This window comes from Blastococcus sp. VKM Ac-2987 (genome assembly GCF_026967805.1).
GTDB lineage: Bacteria > Actinomycetota > Actinomycetes > Mycobacteriales > Geodermatophilaceae > Blastococcus.
In genome coordinates this window covers 61907-79902 of record NZ_JAPVBG010000003.1, presented here as the reverse complement: position 1 = coordinate 79902, position 17996 = coordinate 61907, and the positions used below count along the sequence as shown (strand labels likewise).

5 protein-coding genes are annotated in these 17996 nt (G+C 69.0%); all 5 read left to right on the top strand.

The annotated features are described in order from the left end of the window. Positions 1 to 46 precede the first annotated feature (46 nt). The 5 genes from O2W17_RS15680 (at position 47) to O2W17_RS15660 (ending at position 17933) form a co-directional block, all read left to right on the top strand. The gene (locus tag O2W17_RS15680; RefSeq protein WP_269193369.1) at positions 47 to 2899 is read left to right on the top strand and encodes an SNF2-related protein; all 2853 of its coding nucleotides are present in this window, start codon (positions 47 to 49) and stop codon (positions 2897 to 2899) included. Beyond that, positions 2899 to 7482 (top strand): DNA methyltransferase, encoded by a 4584-nt coding sequence (locus O2W17_RS15675; protein ID WP_269193368.1) that lies wholly within the window; start codon positions 2899 to 2901, stop codon positions 7480 to 7482. Before O2W17_RS15680 ends, O2W17_RS15675 begins: the two co-directional genes overlap by 1 nt. A gap of 149 nt (positions 7483 to 7631) precedes the next feature. Beyond that, the gene (locus O2W17_RS15670; RefSeq protein ID WP_269193367.1) at positions 7632 to 13757 is read left to right on the top strand and encodes a DEAD/DEAH box helicase; all 6126 of its coding nucleotides are present in this window, start codon (positions 7632 to 7634) and stop codon (positions 13755 to 13757) included. After that, positions 13757 to 15841 (top strand): 3'-5' exonuclease, encoded by a 2085-nt coding sequence (locus O2W17_RS15665; protein ID WP_269193366.1) that lies wholly within the window; start codon positions 13757 to 13759, stop codon positions 15839 to 15841. The genes O2W17_RS15670 and O2W17_RS15665 overlap by 1 nt, the downstream gene beginning before the upstream one ends. Positions 15842 to 16154: 313 nt before the next feature. Next, complete coding sequence (locus O2W17_RS15660; RefSeq protein ID WP_269193365.1) at positions 16155 to 17933, top strand: DUF262 domain-containing protein; 1779 nt, start codon at positions 16155 to 16157, stop codon at positions 17931 to 17933. Positions 17934 to 17996: the final 63 nt, after the last annotated feature.

Genomic DNA, 17996 nt, shown 5'->3' with positions numbered 1-17996 from the left:
CTCACATACAGTCGCCGGGCTCGAACCCGCGCCGTGAAGGAGGGCCATGTCCGTCGCCCAGGCACATCCAGCCGGCAGCGTCGTCGTCGTTCGCGACGAGGAGTGGGTCGTCTCCTCCAGCGAGCGCGCCGGTGACGGCTGGAAGGTCCGCTGCGTGGGGCGGACCGAGCTCGTCCGCGGCACGACCGCAACCTTCTTCAGCAGCCTGGACGACATCGAGCAGCTTGACCCGGCCAAGGCGGAGCTCGTCCAGGACACCTCCCCCGGCTTCCGCCGCAGCCGGCTGTGGGTGGAAGCGGTCCGTCGAAAGACGCCGGTCCCGCTGCACGAGCCCGGACTTACCGTGGCGCAGCACATGCTCCTCGATCGGAACGAGTACCAGCGTCAGGCCGTACAGCAGGCCCTGGACCCCACCCGGCTCCGCCCCCGCCTGCTCATCGCCGACGCGGTCGGGCTCGGCAAGACGCTCGAGATCGGCATGACCCTGGCCGAACTGCAGCGCCGTGGTCGAGCGGACCGGGTCCTGGTCGTGACCCCGCGCCACGTGCTGGAGCAGATGCAGTTCGAGCTGTGGACCCGCTTCGCCATTCCCTTGGTGCGGCTCGACTCGGAGGGTATCGCCAAGGTCCGCCAGCAGCTGCCGGCCAGTCGCAATCCGTTTACCTTCTTCCCCAAGGTGATCGTCTCGATCGACACGCTGAAGTCGGCCAGGTACCGGACCCACCTCGAGCACCACCGATGGGACGTCGTGGTGATCGACGAGGCACACAACCTGGCTCGATCTTCGACGCTGAACAGTCAGCTCGCCCGAACGATCGCCCCGAACACGGAGGCGCTGATTCTGGCGTCGGCGACTCCGCACAATGGCGACGCCGAGTCCTTCGCGAACCTGGTGAACCTGCTCGACCAGACGGCGATAGTCGACCGGTCGGACTACGACCTACGCGACATCAGGCACCTCTTCATCCGGCGCCACCGCAATTCCCCCGAGGTGGCGCGAGAGGTCAACACGACCTGGGCGGCGCGGCCGGTGCCCCAGGTCCTCGCCGTGCAGGCGTCCCCCGCCGAGGACGCGCTCGCCAGCGAACTCTCACAGGTCTGGCTCCACCCGCTGGAGGGCGCAGCACCCGTGTCCGGTCAGGGCCGGCACCTGTTCCCCTGGACCCTCGCCAAGTCCTTCCTCTCCTCCCCCGCCGCGCTGCTGGAGACGGCGCAGAACCGGCAGAAGACGCTGGCCGACAAGGGCGAGAGCCACACGGCGGAGGGCTCGGCGCTGGCCCGTCTGGTCGACCTCGCCGAGGCGGCGGAGGACGAGGGCTCCGCCAAGCTGACCGCACTGGTCGACCACCTGACGACCATCGGCGTCCGGCGCGACAGCGACGTCCGCGTCGTGCTCTTCACCGAGCGGCTGGCCACGCTCCACTGGCTGCGTCGGACTCTGCCGACCGCCCTGAAGCTGCCCGAGGATGCGTTCGCCGTCCTGCATGGAGGACTGCAGGACAAGGAACAGCTCGAGGTCGTCGACGCCTTCGGTCGCTCGGGCAGCCCCATCCGCGTCCTGCTCACCGGCGACGTGGCGAGTGAAGGGGTGAACCTGCACAAACAGTGCCACCACCTCGTGCACGTGGACATCCCGTGGAGCCTGATCCGCATCGAACAGCGCAACGGTCGGATCGACCGCTACGGCCAGGTGCACCCGCCCCAAATCACGGCACTGGCGCTCACCACGACCGACGAACGCTTCAGCGGCGACGTCCGCGTCATCACCAAGCTCCTGGACAAGGAACACGCCGCACACACCGCACTCGGTGACGCGGCGAGCCTGCTCGACCTGCACGACGTCGACCGCGAAGAGGCCGCCATCCGCAAGGCCCTCGCGGAGGGCCGGGACCTGGACGACGTCGTGCCTAGGCCCGCCCAACTGACTCCCGCCGTCTCCGGGCTTGCGGTGCTGGCGTTCCTCGACGCCAGCGTCGCAGCCACTCCTCCCGCCGTGCCGGAGTGGGACGAGCGGGGGCTGTTCACCACCGAGGTCGACTTCCTGCGGGAGGCGCTGCACGAGGCTTTCCCGGCGCCCGCGGCGCCGCTGGAGGGAGGTGGGGTCGGGTGGCGCGAACACCCGGACGACGGGGTGGTGGAGCTCGTCCCACCGGCCGACCTGATGAGCCGGCTCAACGCCCTGCCCCAGAGCTACCTCGCCGAGCGCAAGGTCCGCGAGCGACTTCTGCTCGCGACCACGCGGACGGCGGCCGACGAGTCCCTGCGCCTCGCCCGCGCAGGCGAGAAGACCCAGTGGCCGACCGCGCACTACCTTTCGCCGCTGCACCCGGTGCTGGACTGGGCCGTCGACCGCGCCCTCTCCCAGCTCGGCCGCAACCACGTACCCGTGGCTCTCGCCGACGTCCCCGTGCCCACAGCGATCACCCTCGGTACCCTCAGCAACCACCGGGGACAGGTCGTCCTGCGCAGCATCGTGGCGCAGCAGTTCCACGACCCCGCAAGGGAACCGATCGTCGTCGAGGACGTCGCCGCGCTGCTCGACGACTCGGGGTTCACGAGGGCGAGCGCCAACACCGGCGTGACGATCGAGCTCACCCGTCATCAGCCGCTGATCCCGGCGGCCGTATCTCAGATGCAGCGCTCAATGCAAACGCTGCACTCCTTCCGCGTCGACGCCCTGACCGAGCCGATCGAGCAGGCGAAGCAGCGGATCGCCGGCTGGAGCGAACAGGCCGAAGCGCTCGCCGACACACGCGCCCCGGCGCAGGCGGCAAGGTTGCGACGCGACGTCGAACGCACGCGCCGGGACGCCACCGCTCTGGCCGAGAGTCTCACCGCCCGCCCGGACCCGATGGTCCGGGTGCTGCTCCTCCTGCTCCCCCGCACGGAAGGCCAGTGATGTCCGGCTTCGACACCATCGTGGTCGGCAACGACCTCGTCTCCGAACACTGGCTGGCCGAGCAGTTCCCCGCCACCGTCAAGGCGCTCCGCGCCGCGTGGAAGGAGCGCGAGGAGCACGGCAAGGCCACCCCGCGGTCCGGCCTGCTCGCACTGGCGGGCACGTTCGGCGTCGATCTGGCCCGACTGCGCGAGCGGGCCGCGATGGACCGTGAGGACCTCGACGGGCTGCGCCTTCTGCACGCGTCGGTGCGCGCGGCACTCCAGTTCCCCGGTGAGGAGGGCATCTGGCTGGGCGAGCGAGGCGGGACCGAGCTGGCCGTCTCCGCCGTCGCACCCGGCGCTCCCGACGGGCCACCCCTCCTGATCTTGCAGGCCCAGGACGCCGGCACCGTCGAGGACCTGCTCGACACCGAGGGCAAGGGGCAGCTGCTCACCCCGGCGCAGCTCGGGACGACGACGATCACCGCCACCGCCACAGCCATCAGCGAGGTGTTCCAGTCCGAGGAGCCCCCTGCCCTCGTGGTGGTGACCGCCGGCGCGTGGCTGCTGCTGGCCGAGCGCGGCAGCTGGCCGGAAGGGCGATGGCTGGCCGTCGACCTCTCCACGGTGTGCGACCGCCGGGACACCCGCGCCGCCGGTGAACTGGAGACGGCGGCGGCGCTGATGTCGGCCGACAGCCTGATGCCGGCCGACGACGGATCGACGCTGCTGCTGAGCCTGCTCGAGGAGTCGGTGAAGCACGCCGTCGGCGTCTCGCAGGACCTCCGCGACGGCATCCGCGAGTCCATCGAACTGCTCGCCACCGACGTCCTACGACGCCGGCGCGAGAAGGGCCTGCCCGACGACGCGCCCGACCTGGCCCGTGACCTCACGCGTCAGTGCCTGCGCTACCTGTACCGGATCCTGTTCCTGCTCTACGCGGAGGCCCGCCCTGAGCTGGGCGTGCTGCCGGCCGGCGCACCCGAGTACTCCGAGGGCTACGGGCTCGACCGCCTGCGCGAACTCGTCCTCACCGAACTCACCACCGAGAGCGCCGAGAACGGCCGCCACTTCTACGAGTCGTTGGCGACCCTGTTCCGCCTGGTCAACGAGGGCTATCCGCCCGAGACGCTGGACGGCGCGGGCACTCGGTCGGTCGGAGAGGTCCCGACGGACGACGGTGGCGAGCTGCGGTTCGAGGCGCTCCGTGCGGATCTCTTCTCGGACGATGCCGTCGCCCTCGTCGACGAGGTCGGGCTTGGTAACCGGTGCCTGCAGCAGGTGCTCAGCCGACTGCTGCTCAGCAAGAAGCAGAAGGGGCGCGACCGCGGCTTCGTGTCCTACGCCCAACTGGGCATCAACCAGCTCGGCGCCGTCTACGAGGGGCTGATGTCCTACACCGGGTCGATCGCCACGGTGCCGTCCATCGAGGTCGCGAAGGACGGCGATCGCACCAAGGGCTCCTGGGTAGTGCCGCAGTCGGCGACCGAGGGCTTCGACGAGTCGTGGTTCGTCAAGGTGACCGACCCGGAGACCGGGTTGCTCCGCCGCATCACCTACGCGCCGGGCGACTTCGTCTTCCGGCTCTCGGGCTACGACCGGCAGCGGAGCGCCAGCTACTACACCCCCGAGTCCCTCACCCGACTGGTGGTAGACCACTCGTTGGCGGAGCTGCTCGACCAGGGCGGCAGGACGACGCCGGCGGCGGACATCCTGTCGCTGACGGTCTGTGAGCCGGCGCTGGGCTCCGGCGCCTTCCTCGTCGAAGCCGTCCGCCAGTTGGCCGACCAGTACCTCCGCCGTCGCCAGGCCGAGCTCGGCACACGTATCCCGGCGGAGGAGTATCCCGCCGAGCTGCAGAGGGCGAAGGCGCACATCGCGCTCCATCAGGTCTACGGCGTCGACCTCAACGCCACCGCCGTCGAACTGGCCGAGATCACCCTGTGGCTCGATGCCATGCACCCGGGCCTGCGGGCGCCGTGGTTCGGCCTGCACCTCCGGCGCGGCAACTCCCTCATCGGCGCGCGCCGGGAGATGTACGCGCCCAAGGAGCTCGACAAGAGGGCCTGGCTCACCACCGTGCCCACCGCCCGACCGCTGGGCACGCCGGTCGAGGCCGGCGAGGTGCACCACTTCCTGCTGCCCGCAGCCGGATGGGGAGCAGTCGCCGACACCAAGGAGGCGAAGGAGCTCGCCCCCGATGCGCGAGCCAGGCTGGCGGACTGGCGCAAGAAGGTCACCGCGGCGCTGTCGAAGGACGAGCAGAGGCGGCTGTCCGCACTGGCCCAGAGGGTCGAGGTGCTGTGGGGCCTGGCGCTGCGCCGCCTGGAGATCGCCGAGGCCGAGGCCCGCCGGCACATCAGCGTGTGGGGTGCCGAGGATCTCCCGGCCGGAACCGGCGCGGTGCAGCGCGAGCAGATCGAGGAAGTACTGACCGATCCGGACGGCGCCTACCAGCGCCTGCACCGGGTGATGGACGCCTGGGCGGCACTGTGGAGCTGGCCGGTGACCACCGACATGGCTCCCCCGACCCGTGAGCAGTGGCTCGGGGCGCTGGAGATGCTGCTCGGCACCGTGAGCAAGGCCGAAGCCAGGGCCGGCCGTGGCATGTTCGCCGACGTCGCGACCTGGGACGACCTCGACGTTGCGGAGCACGACGACCGCGCCTGGAGCCAGGCCCGCCCGGTCGCCCGGGTCCTGGACGAGCATCCGTGGTTGGGCGTCTGCGAGCACATCGGCCGACGCGAAGGCTACTTCCATTGGGAGCTGGCGTTCGGCCCGGTGTTCGCCCGCGGCGGCGGCTTCGACCTGCAACTCGGCAACCCGCCGTGGGTGCGGCCCTTCTGGGACGACTCCCTCACGCTCGCCGAGGCCGATCCGTGGTTCGGCCTGGCCGACAAACCTTCCGTCGCTGCAGTGCGCCAGCGTCGTGACGCAGTCCTTGAAAAAGGTGCAGGCGATTACCTGGATGCCCGGGCCGCCACCGCCGGGCTGAGTGAACATCTCGGCAGCAATGTGGATCGACCGATCCTGGCAGGGCTCAACCCGGACCTCTACCGCTGTTTCATGGACCGCTCCTGGCGGTCGATGTCTCCTGCGGGGGTTGTCGGACTCATCCACCCGGAGTCGCACTTCACCGAAGCCCGCGCCGGCGGACTGCGTCGACAGACCTACCGCCACCTGCGCCGCCACTGGCAATTTGCCAACAACATGTACGTTTTCCGCGAGATCAGCGACAAGACTAGCTTCGGCGTTCACGTCTACGGCGCCGATCGTGCCCCTGCGTTCTTGAACGCTTCATCGATCTTCCAGCCCGGCACTGTCGAGCGTTCCCTTATGCACGACGGGTCCGGAGCTGAACCGGGCGTGAGAGACGACGAGGACAACTGGGATACCCGACCTCACCGCAGCCGCATCGTCCGCGTCGACGAGGTTGTCTTGGCGAACTGGGCCGGCCTCATCGATGAGCCCGGAACGGCGCCCGCCGAAGCGCGCATGCTTCGCCCGGTGAACACGGCCAGTCAGATCGTGCTCGACAAGCTGGCACGCGCTCCCCGCTTCGGTGAGATTCGATTCCATTGGACACGCGGTTGGGAAGAGGATGCCGACCGCAAGGCTGGCTACTTCCACGGCCAGTCCGCTGTTCCGTCATCGTGGGATGACGTGATCCTTCAGGGACCGCATCTGACCGTTGCCAACCCCTTCGCCCGCCAGCCCAACGAAAACGCCCGTAATCGACAGGACACCACCGCCTGGGACTTGGAAGCACTTGCGGACCGAGCGATCCCGCGAACCAACTACCAGCGCGCTAAGACTCCAGAGCAGTACTTCGCTGGCTATTCACGTTGGGACGGCAAGCCCAGCAACGAGTTCTTCCGCCTCGCCTGGCGCGACATGGCCGACTCGTTCACAGTTCGGACCCTGCACGCGGCTGTCCTGCCACCCGGCCCAACCCACGTCGGCGGCATCTTCAGCGCTGGCAACATGTCCGTGCACGACCTGGCCGTTGCGGCAGGCATGTGGGCATCGATTCCCGTTGACTTTCTTGCCAAGGTCAGCGGCAAGGGCCACATGAAGGTGGACTTCACTTCTCGCTTTCCCCACCCGCGTGAGCACTTGCTTGTGCCGGAGCTGCTTCTGCGGGCATTGCGACTCAACTGTCTGACCGCGGACTACACGCCGCTGTGGGAACAGCTCTTCGACGCCGCCTGGCAGCAGGACGCGTGGTCCCGCCAGTTGCCCGCAGCACCTTTGGGTGACGTCGAGAAGCAATGGACAATGGCCACGCCCCTCCGACGAGATGCCGAGCGCCGTCAGGCCCTGGTCGAGATCGACGCACTCGCCGCCGTGATGCTCGGCATCACCGCCGAGGAGCTGTGCGCCATCTACCGGACCCAGTTCGGCGTGCTGCGGAAGTACGAGCGCGTCATGCAGATGGACGCGAACGGCCGCCAGGTGCCTGCGGAAGTGCTCAAGGAGTACGCCAAGAAGGGCGACCGCGCCGACCTCGGCCGGTACGAACTCCCCTTCACCGGCGTCGACCGGGAGGCGGAGATGACCACCGCCCATGCCGAGTTCTCGCGGCGGCTCGCAGATCGCTGAGGCGAAGCGCATTCGCAACCGGGGTCGCAATCGCTGGGTCGAGTCGTCGGGACCGGCGACTCGACCGGGCGAGGGCTACCGGGACGGTGCAGTTCTCACGCATAGTGTGGGCGCTGTGACATGGAACGGGGATGGTCATGCTGCCGTCATTGGTCGCTGAGGAACTGCGCGCGTCGCTCACCAGCTTCCTGGGCACCACGTTCGCGCTCGCCGACGAGGACGTCCGAGCGGAGCTGGAGCGCTTCATCGCGGACGAACAGCACGGCGTGTTCCGCGGCCCCTACGTCCGCCTCCGGCTGCCGTTCCGGCCGGCGCAGGACGGCTGGCAGGACCAGCTCGGCTTCGTCCCGCACGGGTTCACCCCCCACCGTCACCAGGCCGAGGCCTGGCAGCGGCTCTCGTCCTTGCACCACCCGCCCCGGCCGACGCTGGTCACCACGGGCACGGGATCCGGCAAGACCGAGAGCTTCCTCGTGCCGCTGCTCGACCACTGCCGGCGGAGCGGCCACGTCCGCGGCATCAAGGCGATCGTCCTCTATCCGATGAACGCGTTGGCCAACGACCAGGCACGACGGATCGCCGGCTTGGTGCACGATCATCCCGACGAGCTCGGCGGCGTCCGGGTGGGGCTCTACACCGGCGACTCCCCCGACTCGTCGACCATGTCCGAGGGGGCGGTCATCGGGAACCGCTACGAGCTGCGGAGCAACCCGCCGGACATCCTGCTCACCAACTACAAGATGCTGGACATGCTCCTGCTCAGGAGCGAGGACAAGGCCCTGTTCGAGGGCGCCGGCCAGTCACTGCGCTACCTCGTCCTGGACGAATTCCACACCTACGACGGCGCCCAGGGCACCGACGTCGCCATGCTGCTGCGCCGTCTCGGCATGGCCATCGGCACCACGGGCATCGACGGCCCCCTGACCGGCGTCGCCCCCGTGGCGACCTCGGCCACCTTGGGCAGCAGCGCAGACAACACCCAGGCACTCCGCGACTTCGCGGAGACGGTGTTCGGCATCCCCTTCTCCGCCGACGCAGTAGTGGGCGAGGACCGGCTCACCGCAGAGGAGTGGGCGACCGGGCCCCGAGGCGCCGTTCCTCTGCTGGACCAAGTCGCCGGCGCCCTCGCGCTCTGCACGTCCCACGAGGAGGTGGTGGAGGCCGCGCAACGGACCTTCCTCGGCGAGGTCGCCGAGGATGCCCAGGCCCTCGGCAGAGCGCTGCGTGCCCATCCCCTGACCGGACGGCTGGTGGCCGCGGCCGCCGACGCCCGCCATCTGGCGGACGTCGCGGCGGAGGTGGAGCCCGGCTGGGCCGCACGCCCCCGCGACGCCCGCGCGGCCGTCTCGGCCTACCTGGCGATGCTGAGCGAGGCCCGCGACGAGAACGGCCGCCCGCTCATGGCGGTGGACGTCCAGCTGTGGCTGCGAGAGGTGCGCCGTGTCGCCCGGCGACTCGACGTCGCGCCTCGCTTCGAGTGGTTCGAGGGGGTGGCACCCACCCACGGCCAGGCCATGGCCGCGCTGTTCTGCCGGCACTGCGGTCGCTCCGGCTGGGGGGCCGCCGCCAAGGCCGCGGGCGGCTACGGCATCAACCCCGACACCGTGTGGCGCAGCTCGATGACCGAGAGGCGGCTGCAGCGGGCGTGGATCTTCGCGCCCGGTGAAGGCGCCGCCGGTGACCCCCGCGTCCACTGGGTCGACGGCGACTCCGGTGAGCTGTCCCGCACCACGACGGGTCGGCACACGACCGAGGTGCCGGTCGTCGTCACCCCGGACGACGAGGCGGCCCGCAAGGACCGCTGTCCCCTGTGCGGCCTCGACGACGGCATCCGCTTCCTCGGGTCCAGCGTGGCCACGCTGGCCTCCGCGGCGCTCGGGCAGGTCTTCGCCAGCCCCGACATCGAGCCCGCGCAGAAGAAGACGCTCGTCTTCACCGACAGCGTCCAGGACGCGTCCCACCGGGCATCGTTCATCGAGTCCCGGGCCTACGTGCTGAACCGACGATCGCTGCTGCTGCGCGCCGTCGGGCCGGACGGATGCACGCTCGACCGCGTGGGCGATGCCCTCACGGCAGCGGCCCACACCGCCGAGGAGCGCTACGCGGTGCTACCACCGGACCTGAAGGAGCACGCCACCTTCCGCCGCTACTGGCAGGAGGAGCCCGTCGGGGAGGTCATCGCTTCTGTCGCGAAGCTCATGGACTTCGCCGCGGCTCTGGAGTTCGGGCTGTCGGCCCGCGTCGGCCGCACGCTGGAGCTGACGGGCGCGGCGACCGCGCACGTCCACGTCGAGTCGCTGTCCGACCTGGTGGACACGGTCATGGAGGCCGTGGACGGGCTCCCCGTGCAGACGGTCCTGGAGGACGACGCGCTCACCGTACAGATGGAACTGCGCGGACGGGGCGGCGCGAAGACCGTCCGATGGGCTCGCGGGGTCCTCGAGCGCATCCGCCTGCAGGGCGGGATCGCCCACCCGTGGCTCGACAAGTACGCCGCCTCCGGTGGCGACCGCTACAGCATCTGGGGTGGACGGCCGCGCCGAGAAGGCATGCCCGCCTTCCCGCGAGGCCGCCCGGCGCCCAGCTTCCCGACGACGGCCGCCGCCTCGGACGCCTTCGACACCGTGACCGGCTCCAAGGGCTGGTACGCCCGGTGGACGGCCCGAGCCCTCGACGTGCCCACCGTGGACGCCCCCCGTTACGTCCGTGCACTCCTGGATGCAGCCACGTCCGCCGGTGTGCTGACCGTCGTCCGGACGGACGGCAACAGCCGCGTGTGGCAGCTCCCTCCGTCGCGGGTGCACGTGCGACGCACCGAAGGCCGTCGACCGGGCGTGCTGCGATGCGGAATCTGCTCGAGCGACCTCCCGGCTCCGGACGAGGTCCTCGCCGAGCTCGCCGGCGCGCCGTGCATGCGGATCGGGTGTCCCGGCACCTACTCGGTGACGACGCTCGAGCCCGACTACTACCGGGACCTGTACCGCGCGGGCCGGGTCCGTCGGATCGTGGCCCACGAACACACGTCGCTCCTGAAGGCGGACGAGCGCGTCGGCCTTGAGAAGCGGTTCAAGCAGACGCAGCAGGCAGCGAGCGACCCCAACGTGCTGACCTGCACGCCGACGCTCGAACTCGGCATCGACATCGGCGACCTGACCATGGTGGCCCTGACGTCGATGCCCCGCTCGACCGCCTCGTACCTGCAGCGGGTCGGTCGCGCCGGTCGGCTCACGGGCAGCTCACTCGTGCTGTCGCTGCTGCCCGCCCGCCCGCTCGAACTGCAGCGCCTGGTGGACCCGCTCACCATGATCGCCGGCGACGTCGTCCCACCGGCCTGCTACCTCGACGCCGTGGAGATCCTCCGCCGCCAGTACCTCGCCTCCCTCGTCGACCGTCAGGCGCGGGCGGAACAGGCCCGCCCTCTGCGGCGGGCCATGGACGTGTTCGTGGGCGGACTCGCTCCGACCTCGTACCTCGGCCGGCTGATGGCCGACGCGCGGGCGCACGCCGAGGAGTACGTCACCGAGTTCCTGCAGGGCTTCGGCGACGCCGTCTCCAAGGAGACTGCCGAGGACCTCCGTCGCTGGGCCGGCGTCGACGCGGGCGCCGAGGTCCCCGAGATGGAGCGGGCGGTCGAGCTGGCCGTCAACACCTGGCTCGCCGACGTCGCCGAACTGGAGACCCGGAAGAAGGCGCTGCAGGCAGAAGCCGACCGGATGGACCAGCTCCCCTCCCTGGACGACGCGCAGAAGCGCGACCACAAGCGCACGCTCGGCGAGCTGGCGGCCATCCGCCGCACGCTTTCCGAGCAACGGACGACGTACTGGATCAGCGTCCTGGAAGCGGTCGGACTGCTGCCGAACTACGCCCTGCTCGACGACTCCACCCACCTCGACGTGGCCCTGTGGTGGACGGACGAGGAGTCCGGCGCCGCGGAGCGCAGCGACGACACGTACGTCCGCGGCAGTCGCACCGCACTGAGCGAGCTCGCTCCGGGCGCCACCTTCTACGTCCGCGGAACCTCCGTCGAGATCGACGGACTGGAGCTGGGCAGCAGCCGCAACCCGGCGACCGAGGACCGCCGCTTCTGCCCGTCCTGCGGGTGGTCCGGGCCCGCCAGTACCGCCATCTCGGCCTGCCCCCGCTGCGACGACCCCGCTGCTGCGGACACGGGCCAGATCGTCCGCACCCTGCCCTTCCGCAAGGCGTCCGCCTACGCATCCCGTGAGCTGGCCCAGCGGGACGAGGACAGCGACGACCGCCGTCGCACGTCCTTCACGGTCCTCACGACCGTGGACGCCGACCCGGCGGACATCGCCGTCGCCTGGGGGCTCGAGGACTACCAGTTCGGCGCGGAGGTACTGCGCCGCGCCGACATCCGGTGGATCAACGTGGGGCCGGCGGCCCGCAACGGAGCCTCGCTGCGGATCGCGGGGAACGAGGAGGCTGCCTCCCGCTTCGAGGCCTGCACGTCGTGCGGGGTGGTGTGGGCGGCGCAGCGAGGGGTGAACAGCGCCACCGAGGCCCGTCACCGCGGCTGGTGCTCCCAGCGTCGAGCCCCTCGCGCCGACGGCTGGACGAACGTCGTCCTCACCCACCACCTCCGGACGCAGGCCGTGCGCCTGCTCGTGCCTCCGGTGGTGCTGGTGGACCGGACGCTGCTCACGTCGTTCCGCGCAGCGCTTCTCCTGGGGCTCCGCAAGGTGCTCGGTGGGGACCCCGACCACCTCGACGTCATCACGGCCGTGGACCCCGCACCCGGCTCGGTGGAGCGCTGGGCGATGGTCCTGCACGACACCGTCCCGGGCGGCACCGGCTACCTGGCGCGGTTCGGCGAGCCCGAGGAGGTGCAGCGCCTGTTCCAGGCGGCCCTTGCGGCACTCGAGGCCTGCCCGTGTCAGGACGAAGACGTGGCCGCGTGCCACCGGTGCCTCCTGCCGCACGTTCCGCCACAGATGGCCGAGCTCGCCCGGCGCGACCGCGCGATCGAGCTGCTCACCGACGTGCTCCGCGACTGGGTCCCGCGTGAGATCCCGGCGCTGCGCAGCATCGAGGTCGGCCCGCATGACACGCCGATCGAGCGGCGCTTCCGGCAGCTGCTGATCCGCTGGGCGAAGACCCAGGGTGCCTCGGTGACGACCCAGGCCACCAGCTTCGGGGACCGGGCCGAGTTGGTCTTCCCCGCGGCGCTGGGGGGCCTCCGCTGGAAGCTCACCCCCCAGGTGAACCACGGGTTCGTCGTCCCCGACTTCGACCTCACGACCGACGACCCCGAGGTGCCGACGGTCACGGTGTTCTGTGACGGCGTCCGCTATCACGCGCACCCGCAGTGCAACCGGGTGGCGGACGACGCCACCAAGCGGCACGAGCTCCGTGAGCAGGGCGCACTGGTGTGGGCGCTGACGCACAAGGACCTCGATGCCTTCGAGGCGGCCCTCGACAGCTCCGGCGCTCCACGACCGGGCTGGGTGACGTCGGAGGTCGCCACGAAGACGTCCGAGTACGGCGTCCAGCTCTGCCAGGCGGGTGACGTGCACGCCACGGCGGTGCTCACGGATCCCGTCTCCGCCCTCACCGCGTTCCTGTTGCGGCCCGAAACGGGGAGGTGGGCACCTGCGGCACGGGCCGCCGTATTCGCCTTGACCGCGGCCTTCTGGGCCGAGGCGGTGACGACTGAGGGAGCGGCGCTGCCGGCGCTGCTCCGGGCCGACATGCTCGGGGAAACCGTCCCCGTTCCGCCCGGTCCGCATCAGGTCGTCATGGGCCGAACTGCGGGAGGGGCGGCACTGGGCATCGACCTGCGCGGTCTGTCCGACGTCCGTGCCGTGCTCGCGGTCGACGACCGGGACGGGATCGTCGGAACGGACGACCACCTCGCCGCGTGGCGGGACTGGCTCTCGCTCGGGAACGTCCTGCAGTTCCTGGAGCCGTCGGCGTTCCAGTCGAGGAGCCTCGAAGGGCTTCCGGTCGATGCCGCCGTCCCCGCCCCCGTGGCCATGAGTCCGGCCTGGCGGGAGGTGGCTTCGACCTTCGAAGGCGCTCTCGCCGACCTCGTCCGGGAACTGGCGACCACTGGCGTCGACGTTCCGGAGGCGGGCCTCGAGCTGGCGGACGGCGAGTACCTCGTCGACCTTGCCTGGCCCGCGGCGCGGGTCGCCGTTTCCGCTGAGGAGGACCCCGAACGCGACGACTGGCTCTCCGAGCAGGGGTGGACCGTCCTTCCGGTCGACGTGCGACGAATCCTGATAGCCCTCACCTACGAGGCAGAGGAGTCCTGATGACCGTCGTCATCGCCAAGCAGTACGAGAAGGACCTGCGCGTCGACGGCTCGATGAAGGCTCGCGCTTGGGACTTCATGATGAAGCTGAACAACGATCCCGACGCCGTCGGGCTCGACCTGAAGATGCCGCAGGGCGTCGTCGATCGTCGGGTCCGCACGGCGCGCGTGGACCAGAACTTCCGGGCGGTCCTCTTCGCCCTGCCCAACGACATGCTGGTCATGGCGGCCATCAAGCCGCACGACGACGCCTACGCCTATGCCAGTTCGGTCCGGCTCGAGATTAACGCCGCCAACGGTGCGATGGAGCTCATCGCCGAGGAGGCCATTCAGCGCACCGTCAAGGAGTTCCGTGAGAAGCCGCGGACCCTCGATGAGCCTCAGGTCCTCCCGTTTAGCACCGACGAGCTGGTCGGGGTCGGCATCCGTGACGACATCGCCGAGCAGGCCGTCCGGGTGGTGAACGAGGACGAGCTGCTGAGCCTGGTCGAGGAGATTCCCGAATGGCAGCAGCAGGCGTTGCTCGACCTGGCGACGGGCAAGAGCCTCGAGGACGTCCGGTCCGACTACGGCATCGGTGACGAGCCCACGGACGACCCCGAGCAGTCGCTGCAGCGGCCGGTAACCCGGATGGAGTTCGTGACCATCCAGGACGACGACGAGTTGCGGAGAATGATCGAAGGCGACTTCGAGGAGTGGCGCACTTTCCTGCATCCCCAGCAGCGGGTCCTCGCCGAGCGGCCGGTCTACAACGGGCCGTTCCGTCTGGCCGGTGGCGCGGGCACGGGGAAGACGGTCGTCGCGCTGCACCGGGCAAACTTCCTCGCACAGCGATCGGGCAGTCGGGTCCTCCTCTGCACCTACAACCGGACCCTGGCCGGCGCGCTCGAGTCGCAGCTGCGCCGGCTCACCTCACCCGAGGCCCTGGCGCGGATCGACATCCTGGGCGTCGACCAGGCCGTGAACCGGACGGTGCGAGAACACGACCGCGACGTACCACGGCTCGCCGACTCGAAGTTGCAGGAGCGCCTCTGGGTCGATGCGGTCGCATCGGCCGACGTCCCGCCGGAACTCGTGCCGGCATTGACGCCGGACTTCATGGCTGCGGAGTTCCGTGCCGTCATGCTGGGGATGCCGGCGCTCATGAAGGAGCACTACCTGTCCGCCAAGCGGCCGGGCCGTGCCGTCCGCCTCAATCGCGTCCAACGCAGGGCCGTGTGGCGGGTCGTGGAGGAGTTCCAGCGCGGTCTGCGGGCAGAGCGCTCGACGACCTTCGAGCTGCTCACCGCCCGCGCCGCCGAGGTGGCGCAGGCGCGCTACGACCACGTCGTCGTCGACGAAGGCCAGGACCTCCACGCGGGGCACTGGCGATTCCTGCGCGCCCTCGTCACCCCGGGGCCGAACGACCTGTTCATCTGCGAGGACGCACACCAGCGGATCTACGGGGAGCGCCTGGTCCTCAGTCGATTCGGGATCGAGACCCGCGGCCGCTCACGCCGTCTCACGCTGAACTATCGGTCGTCGCGCCAGAACCTGCGCTTTGCTCTCGGCGTGATCTCGGGGGCGGACATCGTCGACTCGGAAGGCGACCAGGAGACCGTGGCCGGCTACCGGGCCGCATTCGACGGTCCTGCGCCTACGAGCAGGGGATTCGCTACGCAGGCCGAGGAGTCCGACCACCTGGTGGAGACGGTGAGTGGTTGGGTGGCGGCCGCCGTCGCTCCGGCCTCCATCGGGGTCCTGGTGCGACGCCAGGCGGACCAGGAGCGCGCTCGTCAGGCCCTGCAGTCAGCCGGCGTACCGGTCGAGGTCCTCGGCCCGACCCAGCAGTCGACCCGGTCCGCCGTGGTCCTCACGACCATGCACCGGGCGAAGGGCATGGAGTTTTCTCGGGTCGTCGTGTTCGGTGCCGAGTCGACCGTCGTCCCGTTGAGGTTCCTGCTGGACCAGGCGCCGGAACCGGAGAAGGACACCGCACTGGCCAAGGAGCGGTCCCTCCTTTACGTGGCCTGTAGTCGGGCCCGGGACGAGCTGGTGGTGACCTGGAGTGGCGCCCCCTCCCCATTTTTGCCGACCGCCGCCTGATCACCCCCCAACGGCGTCGGGCTCCTGCCAAGCGCCTGCTGCGGAAGTCTCGAACGCCTCACCCGCTCAACCTTTGTCGCGGCGCACCTGAGGGGCTTGTACTGACACGGGACAGGCGTCAGGTCGGCGGCACCGCCAGCAAGCTCGAACAGGTAGGCCGCGTAGAAGCCTCCGCAGCGGACGGCGATCGGTTGAGAGAGTGGTGCGGTCCCACGCACAGGCCACCGCTTCGAAAGTCGCCTCTCAGCGGGGTCGACGCGGCTTGCCGAATCGCATCTACACGCTCTGCCTCGAGCGCCCGTAGGCTCTAGCAGTGATCAAGTCGGCCAACCAGTACCCGGTCCACGTTCTGTTCAGCCATGAGAGCAACCTCGTGTACCGAATTCCGCCGTACCAGCGCGAATACTCCTGGCAGAAGGGGCAGTGGGAGGCCTTGTTCCAGGACCTGATCGAAGCGGAGGGTGCCCATTTCCTCGGCACCATAATCACCTTGAATCAAACAACAGATGCGGTTCATAGCGGCGTGCTGGAGGTCATCGATGGTCAGCAGCGGGCGACGACGTTGACTCTGCTGTTGGCGGCCATTTACTCGGTGCTGAAGGAAAACCAGGACGACCTGGATGACGACACGCGGACCGACATGGTGAATCTCGGTCGACAGCTCATCCGAAAGGCGGACGGGGAGCCACGGGTCACGCCACAGACTCAGGGGAGCAACCGCGACGACTACCGCACGGTACTTGCCGAGGCGGGACTGCAAATTGACCCGCACAAGAAGCCGTACTATCCGATGCGACGCATCTATAAGTGCTTTCAATTCTTCCGTGCTTCGATTGCGGAGTTGTCGGGGACCGATGACACCAGTGCGGTAAAGGTCGCAATGCGGGTGTTGAACGCCGTCAAGCATGCCATCGTGGTCAAGATAGAGGTGGCAAGCCACGCCGACGCATTCGTCCTTTTCGAGTCCTTGAACAACCGAGGCATGCCTCTAACCCCGGTCGACCTCATCAAGAACCACCTACTGGCCGAGTCGGAACGCAAGGGCGTCATGAACGTGGACGATGCGTTCAAGCTCTGGAACGAGATGCTGACGAACCTCGGCGACAACTATCCCGTTCAAGAGCGCTTCCTACGCCACTATTACAACGCGTTCAAGTCGGAGTTGCCCGAAGTGCCTAACGCGCCGGTCGCCACTCGGACGAAGCTGATCCGCATCTACGAAACGCTGCTCGGAGAGAACATCAAGTCAGGCGTCGAGGCGCTGGTGGAGGCCAGCAAGATCTACGGCCGGGTCACGTGCGTCGCCGAGGGCGACTCGTCGAATCAGCTCGACGTCTCCCTGCGCCAGCTCATGCGCGCCCAAGGCGCACCCTCCTATGTTCTCGTGATGTGGTTGCTCAGCAAGCGTCCGGACTTGGCGATGACCGAAACCCACGTCGCTGAGGTCGTCGATCGGCTCACGAGCTTCTTCGTTCGTCGCAATCTGACCGGTTACCCGCAGACGTACGCTCTGCCCAAACTGTTTATGACGATCATCAAGGAGGTCGTTGGCCATACCGCCGACGGGGTCACCAGCGCCGTTACACACCTACTCGCGGACGCCTCATCGAGCGACGACGAGTTCCGCAAGCTCCTCGAGGGACCGATCTACGACGAGAACACAGACGTAGCCCGGTTCATACTCACCGCCATATCAGAAGACGCAATGACGAAGGAGACTTGGAAGGATTTGTGGGCCCAGGAGAAGGGCCACTTCGTGTGGACCATCGAACACATACTGCCACAGGGGCACAATCTACCAACCGAATGGAAGGAGATGCTCGGCGGAGCCGAGGCGGCGGCTGCAGCCCAGCGGGCAGATGTTCATCGGCTTGGAAACCTGACGATCACCGCCTACAACAGTACTCTCAGCAATAAGTCTTTCACGGAGAAGCGCGACCGAACCGATGCCAAGGGCCGCTTCATCGGCTATCGGAACGGACTCTCGCTTAACCAGCAACTCGCCACGAAGGAATCCTGGACCGTGGAGGATATAGAAGATCGCACGAAAGCCCTGGCGGAAAGAGTGATCGCTCGGTTTCCACTGACCTGACCTTCCGCGAGGCGGAATGCATACTGGCTAATCCTGCACCACCGCGAGCAGCTCGGCAGCTCA

Coding starts and splice junctions, on each gene's coding strand:
- O2W17_RS15680 (WP_269193369.1), top strand. CDS start 47: ATGTCCGTCGCCCAGGCACATCCAGCCGGCAGCGTCGTCGTCGTTCGC.
- O2W17_RS15665 (WP_269193366.1), top strand. CDS start 13,757: ATGACCGTCGTCATCGCCAAGCAGTACGAGAAGGACCTGCGCGTCGAC.
- O2W17_RS15675 (WP_269193368.1), top strand. CDS start 2,899: ATGTCCGGCTTCGACACCATCGTGGTCGGCAACGACCTCGTCTCCGAA.